Source organism: Sulfitobacter sp. 1A15258 (assembly GCF_043557045.1).
Lineage (GTDB): Bacteria > Pseudomonadota > Alphaproteobacteria > Rhodobacterales > Rhodobacteraceae > Sulfitobacter > Sulfitobacter faviae.
In genome coordinates this window covers 409,375-429,031 of record NZ_JBIFFK010000003.1, presented here as the reverse complement: position 1 = coordinate 429,031, position 19,657 = coordinate 409,375, and the positions used below count along the sequence as shown (strand labels likewise).

The following is a 19,657-nucleotide window of genomic DNA, read 5'->3' as shown; positions in this document are numbered from 1 at the left end:
ACTTTCCTTACTCGGCGGCGACGGCCCCTTTTGCCGCCTCCACCCTAACGGCAGAGAACTTAAACTCCGGGATCTTGCCATAGGGGTCAACCGCTGGATTTGTCAGGATATTCGCCGCCGCTTCGACATAGGCGAAGGGCAGGAAGACCATGTCGGGTGATACCGCCCGATCCTCGCGGGCCATAATCTCGATACTGCCGCGCTTGGTCGACAGGCGCACATGTTCCCCCGGGGCCACGCCAAGACGGCGCAGGGTTGACGGGTGGAGCGAGCAATTCGCCTCCGGCTCCAGCCCGTCCAGCACCTTGGACCGGCGGGTCATCGAGCCGGTATGCCAATGCTCCAACTGCCGCCCGGTGGTCAGGATCATCGGATAGGCGTCATCCGGCGCGTCATCCGGGGCCACGATCGCGGCGGGGGTGAATTTGGCGCGGCCTTCGGGCCGGGGGAACCCCTCGCTAAAGACAATGGCCTGGCCGGGATCGTTTTCGCTGAGCGACGGGTAGGTCACCGCATTCTCCTGCGCCAGCCGGTCCCATGTGATATTGTCGAGTGAGGCCATGTTGCGCTTCATCTCGGCAAAGACCTCAGCCGGGCTTTCGTAATCCCAGCCCAGCCCCAGCCGCTTGGCCAGTTCCACCTCGATCCACCAATCCTCGCGCGCGTCTCCGGGGGGTGTCACCGCCGGGCGGCCCATCTGCACCTGCCGGTTGGTGTTGGTCACCGTGCCGGACTTCTCGGCGAAGGCCGAGGCGGGGAGGATCACGTCGGCGTAATTCGCCGTCTCGGTGAGGAAGATGTCCTGCACCACGAGGTGGTCGAGCTTCGCGAGCGCCGCGCGGGCGTGATCGACATCCGGGTCCGACATCGCCGGGTTTTCACCCAGCACATACATCGCCTTGATCTCGCCCTCGTGCACCGCATCCATGATCTCGGTCACCGTCAGCCCCTTCTCGGCGCTGAAATCACCTGTGCCCCAAACCTCCGTGAAAGCCGTGCGCACGCCGTCGTCGCCGACGGGCTGGTAGTCGGGCAGGAACATCGGAATGAGGCCCGCATCCGAGGCGCCCTGCACGTTGTTCTGCCCACGCAGGGGGTGCAGCCCGGTGCCGGGGCGGCCGACATGGCCGGTCATCAGCGCCAGCGAAATCAGGCAGCGCGAATTGTCGGTGCCGTGGATGTGCTGGCTGACCCCCATCCCCCAGAAAATCATCCCCGCCTTGGCCCCGGCGAAGGTCCGCGCCACGTCGCGCAGCACCTCGGCCTCGATGCCGCAGACGGCGGCCATGGCCTCGGGCGGGAAATCCTTCAGGTGCGCCTTCTCGGCCTCCCAATTCTCGGTATAGGCTTTGATGTATTGCTCATCATAGAGACCTTCCTCCACGATCACGTGCATGATCGCGTTCAGCATCGCCACGTCGGTACCGGGGCGGAATTGCAGCATATGCGACGCAAACCGGCGCAGGCCCTGCCCGCGCGGGTCCATGACAATGAGCTTGCCGCCGCGTTTGCTGAACTGTTTGAAATAGGTCGCGGCGACAGGGTGGTTCTCCACCGGATTGGCGCCGATCACGATGGCCACATCGGCGTTCTCGATCTCGTTGAAGGTGGCGGTGACCGCGCCCGATCCGACGTTCTCCATCAGCGCCGCGACCGAGGAGGCATGGCACAGCCGTGTGCAGTGGTCGACGTTGTTGTGCCCGAACCCCTGCCGGATCATCTTCTGGAACAGATAGGCTTCCTCGTTAGTGCATTTGGCACTGCCGAAACCCGCCACTTCGCGCCCGCGCCCTTTCAGGCCCTTGGCGGCAAAATCGAGCGCCTCGTCCCAGGACGCCTCGCGGAACACCTCGCCCCAGTTGCCGGGGTCGACGTTCAGCCCCTTGGCGGGCGCGTCGTCGCGGCGGATCAACGGCTTGGTCAGGCGGTGCTCGTGGTGGATGTAGTCGAAGCCAAAGCGCCCCTTGACGCAGAGCCGCCCCTCGTTCGCTGGCCCATTGATCCCCTCGACATATTTGACCTTGTTGTCCTTCACTTTGAGCGAGATCTGGCAGCCGACGCCGCAGAAGGGGCAGACGCTGGCGACCTCCTTGTCATATTCGGCAGAGTCGCCGATCTGCGCCTCGTCCACCACGCTGGCGGGCATCAGCGCGCCGGTGGGACAGGCCTGCACGCATTCGCCGCAGGCCACGCAGGTTGAGGCACCCATGGGATCGTCGATGTCGAAGACCGGATAGGCGTCATGGCCGCGTCCCGCCATGCCGATCACGTCGTTGACCTGCACCTCACGGCAAGCGCGAACGCAAAGGTTGCACTGGATACAGGCGTCGAGGTTCACGCGCATGGCGACATGGCTGTCGTCCAAAAGCGGTACGCGGTCGCGCTCCAACTTGGGAAAACGGCTTTCCTCTACGCCATTCAGCGCCGCCATCTCGCGCATGTGGCTCGACTTGTCATGCGCCACGTCCTGCGCAGGCTGGTCCGCCAGCAGCAATTCCATCACCATCTTGCGCGCATTCTCGGCCCGGGCGTTGTTGGTGGTGACGACCATCCCCTCGGCAGGTTCGCGGATGCACGACGCCGCCAGCACACGCTCGCCCTCGATCTCAACCATACAGGCGCGGCAATTGCCATCGGGGCGGTAGCCGGGGGCGGGTTTGTGGCACAGATGCGGGATTTTCAAACCCCGACCGTTGGCGACCTCCCAAATGGTCATGCCGGCCTCGGCCTCGACGGTCTGCCCATCAAGCGTGAATGTGATCCTCTCGGCCATGGCTGCCCCCTCCCCTTGGCTATTGCCCAAACTATAGGCAAAATCCGGCGCTTGTCAGGGGCCAATCCCGACACCCCGTCACGGATAAACGCCGCGCCAGCGCATTGCGGCGCATTGCATTGTATGGCCCGACAAGCTGCCCTATCACTTGGGCGAACAGTGAAAGCCATTTGATGTCCCACATTACCCTGATCCGCCACGGCCAAGCCAATTCCACCGCCAAGGACGAGCTGAGCTATGACCAACTCAGCCCGCTTGGCCACGAGCAAGCCGCGTGGCTGGGCGACCATCTGCGCCAGAGCGAGACCTACCACACAAGGCTCTATACCGGCACGTTGACCCGCCATATCGAGACTGCCGAGGGGATGAACACCGGGCTGGAGCCCATCCGCGATGCGCGGTTGAACGAGTTGGAGTATTTCACCCTCGCCAATCTAATGGAGCAGCAGCACAAGGTGCCCTTCCCCCGCGAGGGCGAGTTCGTGCACCACCTGCCGCAGGTCTTTGACTATTGGAAAGCGGGCAAACTTGCCGATACGCCCGAAACCTATGAGAGTTTCGAGACGCGGGTGCAATCCGTCCTCGCCGAGATCGCCGAGGGCGAAGGCCCGGCGCTGGTGGTGACCTCGGGCGGGCTGATCTCTCTGGCGATGGCGCAGGCGATGGGCGTCGGGATTCCGGCGATGGCACGGCTGGCGCTGGCGATCATGCATACTTCGATGCACCGGCTCTTTCCCATCGGCGGGCATTGGTCGCCGGTGCTGTTCAACGCGGTGCCGCATCTTGACCGGCCCGACCGCCGCCTTGCACAAACGCACATGTAACCCCTCGCCCGCGAAAGGCTGACCCATGCTGAAACTTCACTACGCCCCCGGCACGATCTCGGTTGCCGTTGCCATCGCCCTCGAAGAAGCGGGGCTGGCCTATGAGCCGGTGAAGGTCGATTTCGCCAGCGCCGAACAGACCGCAGCACCCTATCTGGCGCTGAACCCCAAGGGCCGCGTGCCGACCCTCGTGACCGAAGCGGGCAGCGCCCTGACCGAGACCGGCGCGCTGTTGGACTATGTCGCCGCCCGCGCGCCCGATGCAGGGCTGGTCCCTGCCGACCCTGAACGCGCGGCGCATATGCGCGGGGTGATGTACTACCTCGCCTCGACCATGCATGTGGCCCACGCGCATAAGATGCGCGGCCACCGCTGGGCCGATCAGCAATCCAGCTTTGACGATATGAAAGCCAAGGTGCCGCAGACCATGGCCGATTGCGCCGCCTATATCGAGAACCACGCCTTCCGGGGTGACTTCGTGGCGGGCGATGCCCTAACGCTGGCCGATCCCTATCTCTTTGTCGTCTCGGGGTGGCTGGCCGGTGACGGGGTCGACCGCGCGGCCTACCCACGGCTCGACGCCTTCGCCGCCCGGATGGAAGACCGCGACAGCGTCAAGACCATGCGCGCGAAAGGACTTTTGGCATGACCCACCTATGGCTCCGCGCCGAGCAGCGCGACAATGAGACCCGCACCGGGCTGACGCCCGAAGGGGCCGCCGCGCTGATCGCATCCGGCATGAAGGTGAGCGTCGAAGACAGCGACAGCCGCGTGATCCCCACCGCCGCCTATGCGCAGGCGGGGTGCGAGATCGTTCCGGCCCATAGCTGGCCCGACGCCCCGCGCGATGCGGTGATCTTTGGCCTCAAGGAACTACCCCAAGACGGCACGCCCCTGCCGCATACGCACATCATGTTCGGCCATGCCTACAAGGGCCAATCCTCGGGCCGCAAACTGTTGCAGCGGTTCAAGGCGGGCGGCGGCACGCTGCTGGATTTGGAGTACCTGACCGATGACACTGGTCGCCGCGTTGCCGCCTTTGGCTATTGGGCGGGTTTCGCGGGAGCGGCCGTCTCGGTCAAATGCCGCATCGCGCAGCTGCGCGGGGAGACTTGCGGGCCCGTCGCGCCCTACCCTGACGCCGAAGCGCTGAAAGCCGCATTGAGCAAAGAACTCGCCCAAGTCGACGCGAGCGGCGACCGCGCGCTCGTGATCGGGGCCTTGGGCCGGGTGGGACGCGGGGCGAGCGATCTTTGCGCGGCACTTGGCATCCCCGTCACCGGTTGGGACATGGCAGAGACCGCCCACGGCGGACCCTTCCCCGAAATCCTCGACCACGCCTATTTCTTCAACTGCATCCTCGCAGGGCCAGACACCCCCGCCTTCGTCCGCCCCGATGCTCCTCAGGCCGAGCGTGCCCTGCGCGTGATTGGCGACATCGCCTGCGACCCCGACAGCGCTTTCAACCCGGTGCAGGTCTATGACCGCGCGACCACTTGGGCGGAGCCAGCGCTGCGCGTACATGACGCGCCGCCGCTGGATGTCATGGCCATCGACAACCTGCCGTCCATGCTGCCGCGCGAAAGCTCAGAGGATTTCGCGGGCCAGTTGCTGCCGACCCTGCAGGCGCTGCCGGAGACGGATCATGCCGTCTGGCAACGCGCGCGAGATCTGTTCGATCAGCATGTCGCCGAGGTCTGACCTTCAGGAAAAGAACCGGTAATACAGCCAATCCGGCAGGAAGCGCCCCAAACGGAACAGCAGTGAGAAACCGTAAGGGAAGTCCAGTTTAAAACTGTCGCTGTTCATATGCTCGAAGACGCGGCGCGCGGCGTCATCGGGCTCCATTAAAAAGGGCATTTTGAAATCGTTCTTGTCGGTCAACTGGGTCTTGATAAAGCCCGGGTTGATCGCCTGCACCTGCACGCCGGTCTTGCGCAGATCGGCATGCATGCATTCCGCCAGCGACAGCGTCGCCGCCTTGGAGGCCGTATAGCCGATGGAGCCGGGCAGCCCGCGATAGGCGGTCAGACTTGAGGTGATGACGATATGCCCGTGATCGCAGGCGACCATCTGAGGCACCACCTGCCCCAAGACCCGCATCAAGCCGGTGAAGTTCACATCGGCCATCGTTACCCCATGTTTCGCGTCCCACTCCTGCGCGCCAAAGGGCCAATAGGCCCCCGCCAGATAGACCAGCCCGTCGATTGGCCCCACATCCTTCGCCGCCTGTGCGACGTCTTCGTCATCGGTCACATCCATGACCCGCACCCGTGCCCGCCCCGGCAGCGCCTGCGCGAGTTCGGTCAGCTTGTCTTCGGACCGGGCAGAGAGGATCACCTCGGCCCCGGTGCGGCTCAGCTGATGCGCCAGTGCCGCGCCAAGCCCGTCGCTCGCGCCCACCAGCCAATAGGTCTTGCCTTGCCAGTCTTTCATCTTTCCTCCGTCGGTCGCAGGGTGGCGACCAATTCTGCTACTTTGATCCCGAACTTCCGAAACTGGCTGCGATTGACGATGGTGCCATCGGGGGTGAGATACATCCAATCGACGGTTTTCAGCACATGGCTGCCCAGTTCCTCGGGCAGTTGGATACGATAGCGCAACTGCAATGTCGGACCAGCCTGAACGCCCTGCCCCACCCCGATCACATCCGGCGCGGTGCTGGTGAAACGGCCATTCTCGCCCAGTGTCACGGTCCATTCGCGCTGCTGACGCGAACCATCGTTATAGCGAAAACTCTCGGCAACCGTGGCGACATCGCCCTCCCAAGACACGTCGAACTTGGCCGTGAAACTGCTGGTGACCCGACCAAGGGGGCCGAAAATCACGCCCTCGCAGATCATCTCATCGCGCAGATGCAAACGCAGGTCGAAGACGGGGAAGGAATCCACATAGTCGCTGGGCGATTGCCCGTGAAACTCCCCCAACCGGCGGCGCAGGAAGGTGAGCAATAGACCAAGGCCCAGCCCGACAGCGATAAAGATCAGCGGCTCTGTCACGATATCTCCACGTCTTTTGCACTGGCGAGCAGAGCGATCGCCAGCAATTTCAGGGCGCAAGGTACACCGGCATAGAACCAGATCAACAGGGAGATGGATGTGTCGGAACTGGTTCCCGTCGCGGTCTGCAACCCTGCACCTTCTAGTGCGGGAAGTAGGGCCGCCGCCGCGAAAGCCAAGGTCAGCTTGGACACGAAAGACCAAAGGCCAAAGCCTTCGGCCGCCGAGGGAGAGATCTGCGCCATGCGGCTGGCGAACATGGCAGGCAGTAGGGTGAGGTCGGCTCCCAAGACCGCGCCGGAAGCCAGACAGACCAAGGCGAACAGCACCACATCCCCCGGACCCAGAAACAGCGCCCCGCCGAAAGCCGCGATGCCCAAGGCCATCGCCGCCAAGAGCACCCGGCGCGGGCCGTGGCGTTCGGCCAGCATCCCCCAAAGCGGTGCTGCCGCCGCCGCCGCGATGAAAAACAGCAGCAAGAGCGGCCCCTCCCATCCCGGTGCCTCAAGCGCCAGTTCGACGTAGAAGAGAAACAGGGTTGAGGTCACGGCCACCGGGGCGGCATTGACCAGTGCGATCAGCAACAGCCGCCGCGCCTGCCCGTCACGCAAGACGGTGCCGAAACCGCTCGCCCCCGGCAGCCCTGTCGCCCGCCACTCCCTGCGCATCGCCACCAAAGCCCAGAGCGCCAGAACCGCGAAGCCCACCGCGAAACCAGCAAAGGGGCGATCCAGCGCCAAGCCCAACAGCAGGGGCGCAACCGAGGCCAGACAGACGCCCAAAAGCGCCCCGGTCTCGCGCCATCGGGCCAACGTCAAATGTCCGGCCCCCGGCAGGCTGTCGGCCTTGGCCACCCCTTGGGCATAAAAACAGATGGTCAGAAAGCTGAAGGCCGAGAAGACCAGCGTCAGCATCAGGGCGAACCACAGCACGGGCGCCATTGGCGCGGGCACCGCGAAAAGCCCCAGCATCGCCAGCGCCATCACCGCCCCCGCCACCGTCACCGCCAGCCCGCGTTTGTGGCGCAGCGCTTGGGCCAGCCATCCGAGCGCGGGGTCTTGCACCACGTCCAACAGCCGCAATCCAAAAAGCACAGAGCCAAGCGCCGTCAGCGAAACCCCATATTCATCGACATAGAACTTCGGCGCGTGAATGTAGATTGGCAGCCCCGCCGCGGCGAGCAATGCGGCGAAAAGCGCATAGGCGGGCAGCCGGGCCGCGCGCGCCCTCATCGCCCGCCCGCGCCATGGGCCGCATCGCGGGAAACCTCGACCTGCGGTGCCTCGGGGCGGTTGCGGAACCCCGCCCCCTTGAGCCAGAGCTTCAGCGCCTGCCAATGGATCAGCGCCAGCACCCGCCGCGCCCCAAAGGGGCGGCGCAGCAGCGACCATAGGATACGGCCATTGGTCAGCGGCGCACGCGGCCCGGTCAAGGTGGCGATCAACCCGTTCTCCCCATCCGAGAAATCGATCCAGATGCCGATCCGCTCAGCACTGATGTCAAAGCGAAAGACATAGCCGCCCGAGATGTCCTGAAAGGGCGAGACATGCATGAGCTTTGCGGCCCGCAAGCGATCCTCGGGCGCGATGGGGCGCAGATCGGGGTGATGGCAGAGATAGGAATGCCGGTCGCCATAGGTATTCGTGACCTCGGCGATCACGGCGATCAGCGCATCATCGGCCCGACGGCAGAGCCAAAAGCTGACCGGGTTGAAGACATGGCCCAGCACCCGCGGCTGTGCCAACAGTTCGATCCGTGCGACCCCGGTGATGTCATGCGCCGCCAAAACCTCGCGCACCCAAGGGGCGCCGCGCCCTTGCCCCGGCGCGCCGCCATGGTCGCTGTCGTGCAGGCTGGTCACATTCGCACCATTGCGGGCGAAAAGCGCAGGCGCCGCCAGCGCCTCCGCCTCGGCGTCGCAGATCACATAGTCGACCGAATAGCGGAAACGGTTCTCGACCGCGCCCTTGCGGCCATGGAAGGTCTGGCCGCGGATATGATCGACCTGAGCCGTCACTCCGCCGCCAAGGGCGCCGCCCGCGCGGCTTGCATCCGTTCGACCACATCCACCGCGCTGGCCAGCCCGTCTTCGTGGAAACCATTGCGCAGCCATGCGCCGCAGAACCATGTGTTATGGCTGCCATTAAAAGCACGCACCTCCTCCTGCGCGGCCAAGGCGGCAAGGTCGTAGACCGGATGGCGCAGAGTGACTTGGTCGTAAATCAACTCCTCGCGGATGGTGCGTTTGGTATTGAGCGTGACAAAATGCGGATCGTCCTGCGGGATCGGTTGCAGCGAGTTCATCCAATAGGTCAGGTCGATCCGGTCGGACTTCTGCTCGCGATCCTCGGTATAGACCCATGACGCCCAAGTGGAGCGCCGCTTGGGCATGATATTGGTATCGGCATGCAGCACGATGTCATTGGGCTGGTAGCGGATGGCGCCGAGGGCGCGTTGTTCAGCCTCCGTCGGATCGGAAAGCATCGCCAGCGTGTCGTCGGAATGGGTGGCAAAGATCACCTCGTCGAAAGTCTCCCACTCCCCGCCATAGGCGCGGACCTCGGCCCCCTGCGCCGTGCGGCGCACCGCCTGCACAGGGCTGTCGGTGCGCAGGTCGACACCTTTGGCGCGCAGGGCACTCTCCAACCGGTCGACATATTGGCGCGAGCCGCCCTTTACCGTGTACCACTGATGCTGGCCGGAATAGTTCAACAGCGCGTGGTTCTCGAAGAAATTGACCATGGCATGGGCGGGGAAATCCATGATCTTTTCCGTCGGCGTAGACCAGATCGCACCCGACAGGGGCGACAGGTAGAAGTCGCGGAAATATGGCCCGGTGCCCAGCTGGTCGAGAAACTCCGCGATGGTCATCGACGGGTCGCGCGACACCGCCAGCGCGTTCTTGTTGAAATGCACGATGTCGCGCAGCATCCGCAGAAACGGCGGGCTGAACATATTGCGTTTCTGCGCGAAGACGGCGTTGAAATTGGTCAGCGCATATTCCAGCCGCCCGCCATCAATCGACGCGCCGAAGCTCATGTTCGAGGGTACGACCGGCACGTCCAACTCCGCAAAGAGCGCCGCAAGATGCGGGTAGTTGGCATAGTTGAACACGATGAAACCGGTATCGACCGGCTGATCGCCATTCTTGCCCGCGATCACCGTCCGCGCATGGCCGCCGATCTTGGCCCCCGCCTCATAGAGGGTGACGCGGTCCGCAGGTGCCAACATATGCGCCGCCCCCATGCCGGAAATCCCGCCGCCAATCACGGCGACACGCCGCCCAAGCGGCTGTGGGGGGAGGGTACTGTCGTTCAGAGCTTCAAAAGGCATAGGCGTCCTGCTTTGGTCCGGAACTTTGGATATGGGGCACCCACGGGTAAAGGGGAGTTAAAGTTGCAGCGCCCGATAGATTTTCTTGGAAAATGCACGCAGCACCGCGACCACGTGCAAAGCCCCTTGGAGGGCACTAGGACAGCAGGCTGTCGAGCGCCGCTTGCCCGCGGCTGAGTTGGCCCAAATAGCTGTCGGTGTCGATATTGGCCCCGCAGACGATCACGCCGACCCGCCGCCCTGACAGTTGCCCGCGCAGGGGGCCGATCGCCCCCGCCATCGCGGCCCCGGCGGCAGGTTCCACCGCCAGTTTCGCCGCCTGTTGCAGCACCACCATCCCGGCGCAGATCGCATCGTCGCTGACCGTCACCACGTCATCGACATAGACCGCGCAAAGCGCATGGCCGAAAGGCAGCGCCATCGGCGGGCCAAGGCTGTCGGCGATTGTGTTGGCCTCGGGGATCGTCACCGGCGCGCCGGAGGCAAGGCTTTGCGACATGCTGTCAGCCCCTTCGGGCTCCACGCCATAGACCCGGCAAGCGGGATTGATCGCCTTGACCGCGGCGGCGATACCACTGATCAGCCCGCCACCGCCGACAGATACGACGACCGCGTCCAAATCCGCCACCTGCGCCATCAGTTCCAGCCCCACCCCGGCGGTGCCGAGCGAGGTGTGCAGCCCCTCGAAAGGATGGATAAAGAACCGCCCCTCTTCGCGCACCAACCGCTCGGCCTCGGCAAAGGTCTCTTGCCCGGCGGGTTTCAGGATGACCTCGGCCCCGGTGGCACGGGCGAGGGCGATGCGAAAAGGGTTGGCATTGTCCTGCATCACGACTTTGGCGCTGATGCCCAGTTTGGCCGCGGCCCAGCCTGCGGCGATGGCGTGGTTGCCCGCGCTGGCCGCGGTGATCCCGCGCCCGCGGGTGTCATCGTCAAGCTGTCGCGCCACCGACAGCGCGCCGCGGGCCTTGAAGGTGCCGGTATGCTGGAAACACTCCAGTTTGAGCGCGACCCGCGCGCCGCCCAGCACCTCGTCGACCATGGGAGAAGACAGCGTCACCACCGGCGTTTGCAAGATATCGCTGCGCAACGCGGCGGCCCGCGTCTGAATCGCCTCCAGCGTCATCCCGGTAATGTCCACGTCGTTCATTCAGCCGTTCCCTTCGGGTGTCCTTAGGGGAACAATAGCCTCGGTTTTGGCTTCTGCCAGTTCTTCGAAGTCGAAATTATGCAAACGCCCCGCGCGTTTGGCGGCTTTTTCGCTGCTGACTTTGATCTCTTCCACGTCCCGCCGCGCTTGGGTGAAATGCCGGTCGAGGTTGCCCACCCGCGTCGCCAGACGTTCGACATCCTTGTTCAGATTGCCCAACTCCTTGCGGATCGCCCCTGCCTGTTCGCGCATCCGCGCGTCTTTCAGAATGGCGCGCATGGTGTTGAGCGTGGCCATGCAGGTGGTCGGGCTGACGATCCAGACACGTTTCTCAAAGCCTTCGCGCACGAGTTCGGAAAAATTTGCGTGCAACTCGGCATAGACCGCCTCGGAGGGCAGGAACATCAAGGCGCCTTCCGCCGTCTCCCCCTCCAGAATGTATTTGTCGGCGATGGCGTTGAGGTGCACCCGCACGGCGGTCTTCATCTGCTGGGCGGCGGCGCGGGTCTCGGCTTCGGTCTTGGCGCGGCGCAGGGCCTCATAGGCTTCCAACGGGAATTTACTGTCGATCACGATCGGCCCCGGCGGGTTCGGCAGGTGGATCAGGCAGTCCGGCCGCTTGCCGTTGCTAAGCGTGGCTTGCAGCGAATAGCTGTCCGAGGGCAGCGCTTTCGACACGATGTCGCGCAGTTGGATTTCCCCGAAAGACCCGCGCGTCTGCTTGTTGCTCAGGATGTCTTGCAGCGACAGCACGTCGCCCGACAGTTTGGTGATATTGTCCTGCGCCTTGTCGATGGAGGCGAGCCGTTCCTGCAACTGCGCAAGGCTGGAGGTGGTGCGTTTGGACGAGCCGTGCAGCGTCTCGGTCATGCGCTGCTGCATCTCGGCCAGCGAGCGGGCCGAGCGGGCGGCGTTGTCGGCCAGACGGTCCTGCATCTGCTGCTGCACATAGGCCAGCCGCGCTTCCATCGTCTGCATCATCTGCGCTTGGGTATTGCTTTGTGTCTCCGAGACCATTTGCAAGCCACCCCGCAACTGCTCTTGCCCCTGCCCCAATTGCTGCACATGGCCGCCAAGCACCCGCATCTGCTGCGCCAAGGGGGCGGCCACACGCGCCGAACGCCCTGCGGCGCGGACCGCCATGATCAGCAGGATGACGATGAGCAAAAGCAGCCCCGCGCCCGCAAGGGCCAAGAGCGTTACAGGGTCAGACAGGTTCAACGTCGTGCCGCCAAGCTCCATCAAGTGCGCCCGAAAAGCCGTTCGATGTCGGCGAGTTTGAGTTCGACATAGGTGGGCCGCCCGTGGTTGCACTGGCCCGAATGCGGCGTCGCCTCCATCTCGCGCAAGAGCGCGTTCATCTCTTCGGCGCGCATCCAGCGGCCCGAACGGATCGAGCCATGACAAGCCACCCGGCTCAGGATTGCTTCGATCTTGGCCTGAACGATGTTGCTGCTCTCGCCCTCGGCCAATTCATCGAGCACGTCGAGGATGAGCGCACGCGCGTTGACGGTGCCGAGGATCGCAGGCGTCTCGCGCACCGCGATGGCGCTGCCGCCGAAGGCTTCGATGCCGAGGCCGAGTTGCGCAAGCTCCTCCGCCAGTTCCAGCAGCCGCGCGCAGTCATTGGCGGACAGTTCGACGATTTCGGGGATCAGCAGCGCTTGGGCCGCGACGCCGTTCTCGTTCATCTGCCGCTTGAGCTTCTCATAGACCAGCCGCTCATGCGCCGCGTGCTGATCGACGATAACCATGCCATTGGCGGTCTGGGCGATGATGTAATTTTCGTGCACCTGCCCCCGCGCGGTGCCAAGCGGGTAGCCGGGGGCGGGCGCGGCCTCTTCGGCTTCGGGGGCGGCGGCATGGCTCTGCGCGGGGGTCTCGGGCAGCCGCGTGCCCTCCACCCGGCCCCAAACGCCTGCGGTCTCGGCAAAGCCGGGGGCCTGCGCCTGATAGGCGGCCTCCCGTGCGGCGGGGCTGGGGCGGTCCATGCCGGCGCGGTCCATCTGATAGACCCGCGCGCCCTGCGGCTCGGGCTGCATCGCGCCCAAGGTCGCCTGCGCCACAGTGGTCGAGGCGCGGTGTCCGGCCTCGGCCAGCGCGTGGCGCAGGGCCGAGACGATCAGCCCGCGCGCCAACCCCGGATCGCGAAAGCGCACTTCGGATTTCGCGGGATGCACGTTCACATCGACCAGCGTCGGCGGGCATTCCACGAAAAGCGCCGCCGCCGGGTGACGGTCGCGGCTAAGGAAATCGAAATAGGCGCCGCGCAGTGCGCCCGTCAGCAGTTTGTCTCGCACCGGGCGGCCATTCACGAAGAGATATTGCGCCACGGCAGAGCCGCGCGAGTAGGTCGGCAGGGCAGCGAAACCGGTCAGATGCAGCCCCTCGCGCATGGCGTCGATGGGCAGGGCATTCTCGGCAAACTCCCGGCCCAGCACCTGCGCCAGACGGCCATGCAGCGCATCGAAGAGATCGCCCTGCTCGGCCTCGGCGCGGAACACATCGCGGCCCTTACCGTCACCCGAGACATCGCGCAGCACGAAACGCACGAAAGGCTCGGCCATGGCCAGCCGCTTGATGACATCGCCAATCGCCTGCGCCTCGGCCCGGTCGGTGCGCAGGAATTTGAGCCGCGCAGGCGTGGCGAAGAACAGATCGCGCAGGGTGACGATGGTGCCGCCGTTCAACGCCGCCGGGCGCACCTCGCCCATGCGGCCCCCGTCGACGGTGATCTCGGCCCCGTCGAACCCAGCCGCGCGGCTGGTAATCGTGAGCCGCCCGACAGCGCCGAGCGAGGGCAGCGCCTCGCCGCGGAAGCCGAAGGTGTGGATATCCAGCAGGTCGGAGCCGTCGATTTTGGAGGTCGCATGGCGCGACAGGGCCAGCGGCAAATCTTCGGGCGCGATGCCGCAGCCATCGTCCGTCACGCGGATCATCGTCTTGCCGCCATCGGCATATTCCACGGTGACGCGCCGCGCGCCCGCGTCGATGGCGTTCTCGACCAATTCCTTTACCGCCGAAGCGGGGCGTTCGACCACCTCGCCCGCGGCGATGCGGTTGATCGCGGAATCGTCCAACTGACGGATGACGGGGCGAACTTCGCTTATATTGGGGGTCGGGCTGGGCATACCGCAAGACCTAGCATGGCGGCTTTTGATTCTGCCAGATGTGAATGCGTCTATGTGGGCCGGGTATCAGAGGTTCTGGGGAAAGTCAGCGGACCGCCGCCAAAGGTGGGGCGATCCGCTGCTGGGTCGGCTACTCGGCGCACTGGTGCTTTTGTTATTCCGGTCTTATCAGAGCGGCGGGCGACCCGGGTACAAGTCGTCTCCGGCGGAGCTTGCCACCTGTATAGACGCAGGACGAATCACAGGTCAAAGCAAAAGCGAATCAGTCGCCGATAAAACGAATCGTTGCGATTCGGTTAAGCGGTGGGCGCGGCGGCACCTCTATGCCGATGCGGCCCCATCACTGCCGCGGCGCCAAGGATCAGCCCTGAGACAGTCGCGATCATCCCCGCCGCCGAGACCGAATCCCGCAGTCCAATCCACAGCGGCCCGTAACCTGCCAAGACATAGCCCAAAATCGCGGCCACCGTGGCAAAACCCACCGACCATGCAATCTGATGCTCCAGCCGGTTGGTCATCATCCGCGCCGCAGCGGGCGGGCAGATGAACATGGCGATCACGATGATGCTGCCCACCGCGTCAAAGGCGGCCACGGCGGCAATGGCGGCAACGATCACCAGCCCGAGGCCCAAGGGGCCGGTCTTCATCCCGATGGTGCGGGCAAAGCCTTCGTCGAATGTGCTGATCTTGAGCGGACGCCAGAACACCGCCGTGAAAAGCGCAACGAAAAGAAACGTGATCGCCATGCGCGGCAGCTCCACCGGGATGGTCGCCAGCGCCTCGGGGTCGAGTAGCGACCCCCAGCCGGTCGCATCCAGCCAGATCAGGCTTTCGAGATTGCCATAAAGCGCATGTTCCACGTCGAGATGCACATTGCTGGTGTCGGATTGTTCCAGCAGCAGCACGCCGCCCGCGAACATCGCGGTAAAGACCACGCCCATGGCCGCGCCGGATTCGATCTTGCCCAAACGCCGCACGCCTTCGATGGCCAGCACGGCGACCAACGCTGCGCCGGCCGCGCCCAGCAGCATCGGCCAAGTGCTGACCACACCGGTCAGCAGAAACGCCACCACGATCCCCGGCAGCACCACATGGCTAATCGCATCGCCGATCAACGCTTGGCGGCGCAGCACAAGGAAGTTCCCCGGCAAGGCGCAGGCCACCGCCACGAAGATGCCCGTCAGCATCGGCACCAAGGACAGGGGGACGAATTCGGAACCGTTCATGCCATCACCCCGCCGCGCATGTCGATGCGGCTGTCGATTTCGCGGATTTGGTCGGCGGTCAGCACTGTCTCGATGGGGGTCAGACCATCATATTGCTGTGCCGCCGCCTCGTAGGCCGGATCGCGGCGGATCAGTTGCCAGCGGGTTTCATCGCGCAGCGCCTTGGCCGCGCGGCCCCGGCCCGCCTTGGTGGCGACCCCATCGGGCAGGGCGTAGCCTTCGGCCCGCAGCAGGCGGAGGGTAAGTTGTTCGTAGATCGGCTGCCCATGGGCCAAGGCCAAGAGCCCCTGCCGCAAATGGACCCGACGCTGATAGCGCCGGTGCCGCAGTAGCGCCGACAGCGCACCCCGCCCCGGTGCCAGCAGCAGCGACAGCGCAAAGAGCGCGAAGCCCACCAGAACGATGATCGGCCCCGTCGGCAGGTTCGGCTGGGCCGCCGACAGCGCCGCGCCGATATAGGCCGCAATGCCGCCGAGCGCGCCCGAGATCAGCACCACATGGTCGGTCCGCTCGCTCCAGAACCGGGCTGTCACGGGCGGGATGATCAGCAGCGCTACGATCAGGATCAGCCCCACGATCTTGAGCCCGACAACCGTCACGGCCAGCACCAGCCCCATCATCGCCAGATCCGTGCGCGGCACGTTCTGCCCGATGGCGGTGCCATATTCAGGATCGAAGGAGGCCAGCGTCAGCGGGCGGCGCAAGAGCAACACCAGCGCCAGCGTCAGCGCCGCCGCCACGGCGATGATCAAAGCATCGCTGCGCAGCATCCCGGCGGTGGAGCCCAAAAGGAAATCCTCCAGCCCCGCCTGCCGTCCGGCGCTCATGGTCTGGATCACGGTCAGCAACACGATGCCCAGCCCAAAGAAAACCGACAGGACCGACCCGATCGCCGCATCTTCGGCCAGTCGCGTGCGGTTGCTGAGCCATGAGACCAAGAGCAGCCCCACCCCCGCCGACAGCGCGGCCCCCAACAGCAGGCCGATCAGGTTGCGCCCATCGCCGCCCAAAGCGACCATCACCATGAAGGCCAACGCCACGCCGGGCAGTGTCGCATGCGAAATCGCATCGCTCACCAACGCCCGTTTGCGCAGAAACAAGAATGTGCCGCCGACGCCTGCCGCCATGCCCAAAAGTGTGGCCCCCAGCGTTACCAGCGTGGCGTTGTAGCCCAGTTGCAGTGTCAGCGCGTCCCAGATCATGACAGTTGCAAAGCATCCATCTGCGCGCCCGCCAAACGCCCGCCATAGGCGTCTTGCAGGTGGTTGGACTTGAAGACCTCAGCGACACTGCCTTCGGCCACGCGGTGGGTGTTGATCAGGAAGACATTGTCGAAATACTCAGGCACCGTGGACAGATCATGGTGCACGGCGACGACCGTCTTGCCCGCATCCCGCAGGGATTTCAGCACCGCGATGATCGCCTTTTCCGTTGCCGCATCGACCCCGGCAAAGGGTTCGTCGAGCAGGTAGAGATCCGCATCCTGCGCCAAGGCCCGCGCAAGGAACACCCGCTGCTGCTGGCCGCCTGACAGTTGGCCGATCTGACGGGTGGCGAAATCTTCCATCCCGACGCGGGCCAGACAATCGGTGGCGCGGGCGCGGTGCACAGGGCGGATGCGGCCCAGCAGGCCCAGTTGCGGATAGAGCCCCATCAGCACCACGTCGATCACGCGGGTCGGGAAATCCCAATCCACGCTGGCGCGCTGCGGCACATAGGCGATGCGGTGGCGTTGTTCGGCCACCGGCTTGCCATAGACGGTGGCGGTGCCCGCCAGCGGGGTCAGAATGCCCAAAGCAGCCTTGAGCAAAGTCGACTTGCCCGCGCCATTCGGGCCGATGATCGCGGTCATCTTGCCTGGCTCAACGGTCATATCGACCGAAAAAACCGCAGGTTTCTGCCCATAGGAAACGGTCATGCCGCGCACAGCGAGCGGGCTGTCGGCGCGGGAGGTGGGCGCGGCGTCACGGCTGCTGGCGAGTTCAAGTGTCATGGATCAGCTTCCCTGTACCAGCTTGCCGTTCATCCCGCCCGCATCCACCGGCGCGCCGAGCGCGCGGGCGATGGTGGTGACGTTGTGATCGATCATACCGATATAAGTGCCCTCATAGCTGCCCGGTTCCCCCATGGCGTCACTATAGAGCGACCCGCCGATCACGACCTCATGACCGCGCGCCGCAGCGCCTTCGACCAGTGCGCGCATGTTACGGTCGGACACCGAGGTTTCGACGAAAACCGCGCCGATCTCGCGTTCGACAAGCTCATCGACCAGCGAAGAGATGCGATTGAGCCCTGCCTCGCTGTTGGTCGAGATGCCTTGAATGCCGATCACCTCGAAGCCGAAGGCGCGTCCGAAGTAGCTGAAAGCGTCATGCGCCGTGACCAAGACACGCTGGCCTTCGGGCACCTGCGCCACGGTCTCGGCGGCATAGGTGGCGAGTTGGTCCAGTTCCGCGCGGTAGGTCTTGGCATTCGCGGCAAAGGTCTCGGCCCCCGCCGGGTGCGCCTTGGTCAATGCGCGGGTGACTTCATCGACGACGGCGATCCATGTTTTCGGGTCCATCCAGACGTGCGGGTCATAGCGGCCCTCGTAATCCGGGTGGCTAAGCAGCCCCTCCTTGGGCAGGGCTTCGGCCACGGCGATCACGGCGCGTTTCCGGCCCAGATCCTCAAAGAACCGCTCCATCTGCGCCTCAAGGTAAAGGCCGTGCCAGAGCACCAGATCGGCCCGGGTCAGCGCCACGATGTCGCTGCGCGTCTGGCGGTAGCTGTGCGGATCGACGCCCGACCCCATGAGCGAGCGGACCTCCACCAGATCGCCACCGATCCGCCGGGCGGCGTCAGCGATCATGCCGGTGGTCGCAACGACGTTGAGCTTTGGCGCGGCAAAGGCAGCGGGCGCGGCCCCGAGCAGGGCAAATGCGCTCAGGCTGCCGATCAAAGCGGTGCGGCGGGACGGGCGAAACGGATCAGATGCATGTGTCATGGAGGTATTAGTGAGAACGATTCTCAATTAAGTCAATAGTTGCGAATGGTTCTCATTAACAATTTCCACATTTCGCCTGTTTTTGAGGCATTCGACCGGTGACGCGAGTTTAGCGTCGCTTGCTTTGGCCCCTGCCCCATGCCATTTTGCGCGCCTGACCAAACCGGAGAGACCCCGATGGCCACCCAGACGACCCCGCAGCACCGTGAGACAGAGGCCGACGCGCCGGGCCATCTGCCCCAGGTCACCGAACCCCGCGTCGAACCGATGCCGCTTGATATGGACTGGCTGCGCTCGGTGCAGGCGAATACCTCGGCGATCGAGCGCCGCGCCGCCGCCCTGCCCGCCCGCCGTTCGCTGAAAAAGGACCACCAAGCCGCGTGGCTGCTGCGCGCGGTGACCTGTATCGACCTGACGACCCTTTCGGGCGACGACACCGCACGCCGGGTCGAGCGGCTTTGCGCCAAGGCGCGCCAACCGATTGCGCCCGATCTGCTTGAGGCGCTTGGCATGGCGCCGATCACCACCGGCGCGGTCTGCGTCTATCACGAGATGATCCCCGCCGCGCGGCGCGCGCTGGAGGGCACGAACATTCCCATCGCCGCCGTCTCAACCGGGTTCCCGGCAGGGCTGTCGCCCTTGGAGCTGCGCATTCGCGAGATCGAGATGAGTGTTGAGGCCGGTGCGAGTGAGATCGACATCGTGATCTCGCGCCGTCATGTGCTCTCGGGCGACTGGCAGGCGCTTTACGATGAGATGCGCGCCTTCCGCGAGGCCTGCGGCGAGGCCCATGTGAAGGCGATCCTCGCCACCGGCGAATTGGGATCACTGCGCAATGTGGCCCGCGCGTCGCTGGTTTGCATGATGGCCGGGGCCGATTTCATCAAGACCTCGACCGGCAAGGAAAGCGTCAACGCCACCCTGCCCGTCAGCCTCGTGATGATCCGCGCGATCCGTGAGTATTATGAGCGCACCGGGGTGCGGGTGGGCTATAAGCCCGCGGGCGGCATCTCGAAGGCCAAGGATGCGATCACCTATCTGGCGCTGATGAAGGAAGAGCTGGGCGACCGTTGGTTGCAGCCTGACCTGTTCCGCTTTGGGGCGTCCTCGCTCTTGGGCGATATCGAGCGGCAGTTGGAGCATCATGTGACCGGCAATTATTCGGCGGCTTACCGCCACGCGACCGCCTGAGCCTGTTGCAGGCTGCGGGAAGGTATTTGGAAAAGGATGAAGGC

Annotated in this window: 17 protein-coding genes; 4 read left to right on the top strand and 13 right to left on the bottom strand. The window is 64.7% G+C overall.

What is annotated here, in order from left to right; all coding sequences use genetic code 11:
• Positions 1–7 precede the first annotated feature (7 nt).
• The gene (gene fdhF, locus ACGYK9_RS09430; protein ID WP_394409922.1) at positions 8–2,773 is read right to left on the bottom strand and encodes a formate dehydrogenase subunit alpha; all 2,766 of its coding nucleotides are present in this window, start codon (positions 2,771–2,773) and stop codon (positions 8–10) included.
• Positions 2,774–2,946: 173 nt separating this feature from the next.
• Here fdhF and ACGYK9_RS09425 point away from each other — a divergent pair, with 173 nt between their 5' ends.
• The 3 genes from ACGYK9_RS09425 to ACGYK9_RS09415 are packed head-to-tail and all read left to right on the top strand — an operon-like array spanning position 2,947 to position 5,298.
• The gene (locus ACGYK9_RS09425; protein ID WP_209218422.1) at positions 2,947–3,597 is read left to right on the top strand and encodes a histidine phosphatase family protein; all 651 of its coding nucleotides are present in this window, start codon (positions 2,947–2,949) and stop codon (positions 3,595–3,597) included.
• Positions 3,598–3,622: 25 nt separating this feature from the next.
• Positions 3,623–4,246 (top strand): glutathione S-transferase family protein, encoded by a 624-nt coding sequence (locus ACGYK9_RS09420; RefSeq protein ID WP_394409919.1) that lies wholly within the window; start codon positions 3,623–3,625, stop codon positions 4,244–4,246.
• Positions 4,243–5,298 carry a saccharopine dehydrogenase gene (locus ACGYK9_RS09415; RefSeq protein WP_394409916.1) on the top strand — a complete coding sequence of 352 codons (1,056 nt, stop codon included), beginning with the start codon at positions 4,243–4,245 and terminating at the stop codon, positions 5,296–5,298. The genes ACGYK9_RS09420 and ACGYK9_RS09415 overlap by 4 nt, the downstream gene beginning before the upstream one ends.
• Positions 5,299–5,301: 3 nt before the next feature.
• On the opposite strand, the gene ACGYK9_RS09410 is transcribed toward ACGYK9_RS09415, so the two are convergent.
• The 12 genes from ACGYK9_RS09410 to ACGYK9_RS09355 form a co-directional block, all read right to left on the bottom strand.
• The gene (locus ACGYK9_RS09410) at positions 5,302–6,033 is read right to left on the bottom strand and encodes an SDR family NAD(P)-dependent oxidoreductase (RefSeq protein WP_394409913.1); all 732 of its coding nucleotides are present in this window, start codon (positions 6,031–6,033) and stop codon (positions 5,302–5,304) included.
• Entirely contained in the window at positions 6,030–6,596 is a 567-nt protein-coding gene (locus ACGYK9_RS09405) for a DUF3833 family protein (RefSeq protein ID WP_067267771.1), read from the bottom strand. Before ACGYK9_RS09405 ends, ACGYK9_RS09410 begins: the two co-directional genes overlap by 4 nt.
• Positions 6,593–7,828, bottom strand: coding sequence for an MFS transporter (locus ACGYK9_RS09400; RefSeq protein ID WP_394409910.1), 1,236 nt, complete (start codon positions 7,826–7,828; stop codon positions 6,593–6,595). The genes ACGYK9_RS09405 and ACGYK9_RS09400 overlap by 4 nt, the downstream gene beginning before the upstream one ends.
• On the bottom strand, positions 7,825–8,613 hold the full coding sequence (locus tag ACGYK9_RS09395) for a DUF1365 domain-containing protein (RefSeq protein ID WP_394409907.1): 789 nt from the start codon (positions 8,611–8,613) through the stop codon (positions 7,825–7,827). The genes ACGYK9_RS09400 and ACGYK9_RS09395 overlap by 4 nt, the downstream gene beginning before the upstream one ends.
• A complete protein-coding gene (locus tag ACGYK9_RS09390) occupies positions 8,610–9,929 on the bottom strand; it encodes an NAD(P)/FAD-dependent oxidoreductase (RefSeq protein ID WP_394409904.1) in 1,320 nt (439 codons plus the stop codon). Before ACGYK9_RS09390 ends, ACGYK9_RS09395 begins: the two co-directional genes overlap by 4 nt.
• Before the next feature lie 136 nt (positions 9,930–10,065).
• Positions 10,066–11,079, bottom strand: a complete 1,014-nt coding sequence (locus tag ACGYK9_RS09385; protein ID WP_394409901.1) for a pyridoxal-phosphate dependent enzyme — start codon at positions 11,077–11,079, stop codon at positions 10,066–10,068.
• Entirely contained in the window at positions 11,080–12,324 is a 1,245-nt protein-coding gene (locus ACGYK9_RS09380; protein WP_394409898.1) for a DNA recombination protein RmuC, read from the bottom strand.
• Positions 12,321–14,210, bottom strand: a complete 1,890-nt coding sequence (gene mutL, locus ACGYK9_RS09375; RefSeq protein WP_394409896.1) for a DNA mismatch repair endonuclease MutL — start codon at positions 14,208–14,210, stop codon at positions 12,321–12,323. Before mutL ends, ACGYK9_RS09380 begins: the two co-directional genes overlap by 4 nt.
• A gap of 296 nt (positions 14,211–14,506) precedes the next feature.
• On the bottom strand, positions 14,507–15,436 hold the full coding sequence (locus tag ACGYK9_RS09370; protein ID WP_394408699.1) for a metal ABC transporter permease: 930 nt from the start codon (positions 15,434–15,436) through the stop codon (positions 14,507–14,509).
• Complete coding sequence (locus tag ACGYK9_RS09365; RefSeq protein ID WP_067266713.1) at positions 15,433–16,638, bottom strand: metal ABC transporter permease; 1,206 nt, start codon at positions 16,636–16,638, stop codon at positions 15,433–15,435. The genes ACGYK9_RS09370 and ACGYK9_RS09365 overlap by 4 nt, the downstream gene beginning before the upstream one ends.
• Positions 16,635–17,429 (bottom strand): metal ABC transporter ATP-binding protein, encoded by a 795-nt coding sequence (locus ACGYK9_RS09360; protein ID WP_394409892.1) that lies wholly within the window; start codon positions 17,427–17,429, stop codon positions 16,635–16,637. The genes ACGYK9_RS09365 and ACGYK9_RS09360 overlap by 4 nt, the downstream gene beginning before the upstream one ends.
• 3 nt (positions 17,430–17,432) lie before the next feature.
• A complete protein-coding gene (locus tag ACGYK9_RS09355; protein ID WP_394409889.1) occupies positions 17,433–18,422 on the bottom strand; it encodes a metal ABC transporter solute-binding protein, Zn/Mn family in 990 nt (329 codons plus the stop codon).
• A gap of 177 nt (positions 18,423–18,599) precedes the next feature.
• On the opposite strand from ACGYK9_RS09355, the gene deoC reads away from it, so the two are divergent.
• Positions 18,600–19,613, top strand: coding sequence for a deoxyribose-phosphate aldolase (deoC, locus tag ACGYK9_RS09350; RefSeq protein WP_394409886.1), 1,014 nt, complete (start codon positions 18,600–18,602; stop codon positions 19,611–19,613).
• Positions 19,614–19,657 lie beyond the last annotated feature (44 nt).

What these genes read in the sequence shown, in the direction of transcription:
- fdhF (WP_394409922.1), bottom strand. Translation starts at nt 2,773, where the DNA reads ATGGCCGAGAGGATCACATTCACGCTTGATGGGCAGACCGTCGAGGCC.
- ACGYK9_RS09410 (WP_394409913.1), bottom strand. Translation starts at nt 6,033, where the DNA reads ATGAAAGACTGGCAAGGCAAGACCTATTGGCTGGTGGGCGCGAGCGAC.
- mutL (WP_394409896.1), bottom strand. Translation starts at nt 14,210, where the DNA reads ATGCCCAGCCCGACCCCCAATATAAGCGAAGTTCGCCCCGTCATCCGT.
- ACGYK9_RS09355 (WP_394409889.1), bottom strand. Translation starts at nt 18,422, where the DNA reads ATGACACATGCATCTGATCCGTTTCGCCCGTCCCGCCGCACCGCTTTG.
- deoC (WP_394409886.1), top strand. Translation starts at nt 18,600, where the DNA reads ATGGCCACCCAGACGACCCCGCAGCACCGTGAGACAGAGGCCGACGCG.
- ACGYK9_RS09400 (WP_394409910.1), bottom strand. Translation starts at nt 7,828, where the DNA reads ATGAGGGCGCGCGCGGCCCGGCTGCCCGCCTATGCGCTTTTCGCCGCA.
- ACGYK9_RS09370 (WP_394408699.1), bottom strand. Translation starts at nt 15,436, where the DNA reads ATGAACGGTTCCGAATTCGTCCCCCTGTCCTTGGTGCCGATGCTGACG.
- ACGYK9_RS09415 (WP_394409916.1), top strand. Translation starts at nt 4,243, where the DNA reads ATGACCCACCTATGGCTCCGCGCCGAGCAGCGCGACAATGAGACCCGC.
- ACGYK9_RS09390 (WP_394409904.1), bottom strand. Translation starts at nt 9,929, where the DNA reads ATGCCTTTTGAAGCTCTGAACGACAGTACCCTCCCCCCACAGCCGCTT.
- ACGYK9_RS09425 (WP_209218422.1), top strand. Translation starts at nt 2,947, where the DNA reads ATGTCCCACATTACCCTGATCCGCCACGGCCAAGCCAATTCCACCGCC.
- ACGYK9_RS09360 (WP_394409892.1), bottom strand. Translation starts at nt 17,429, where the DNA reads ATGACACTTGAACTCGCCAGCAGCCGTGACGCCGCGCCCACCTCCCGC.
- ACGYK9_RS09365 (WP_067266713.1), bottom strand. Translation starts at nt 16,638, where the DNA reads ATGATCTGGGACGCGCTGACACTGCAACTGGGCTACAACGCCACGCTG.
- ACGYK9_RS09420 (WP_394409919.1), top strand. Translation starts at nt 3,623, where the DNA reads ATGCTGAAACTTCACTACGCCCCCGGCACGATCTCGGTTGCCGTTGCC.
- ACGYK9_RS09385 (WP_394409901.1), bottom strand. Translation starts at nt 11,079, where the DNA reads ATGAACGACGTGGACATTACCGGGATGACGCTGGAGGCGATTCAGACG.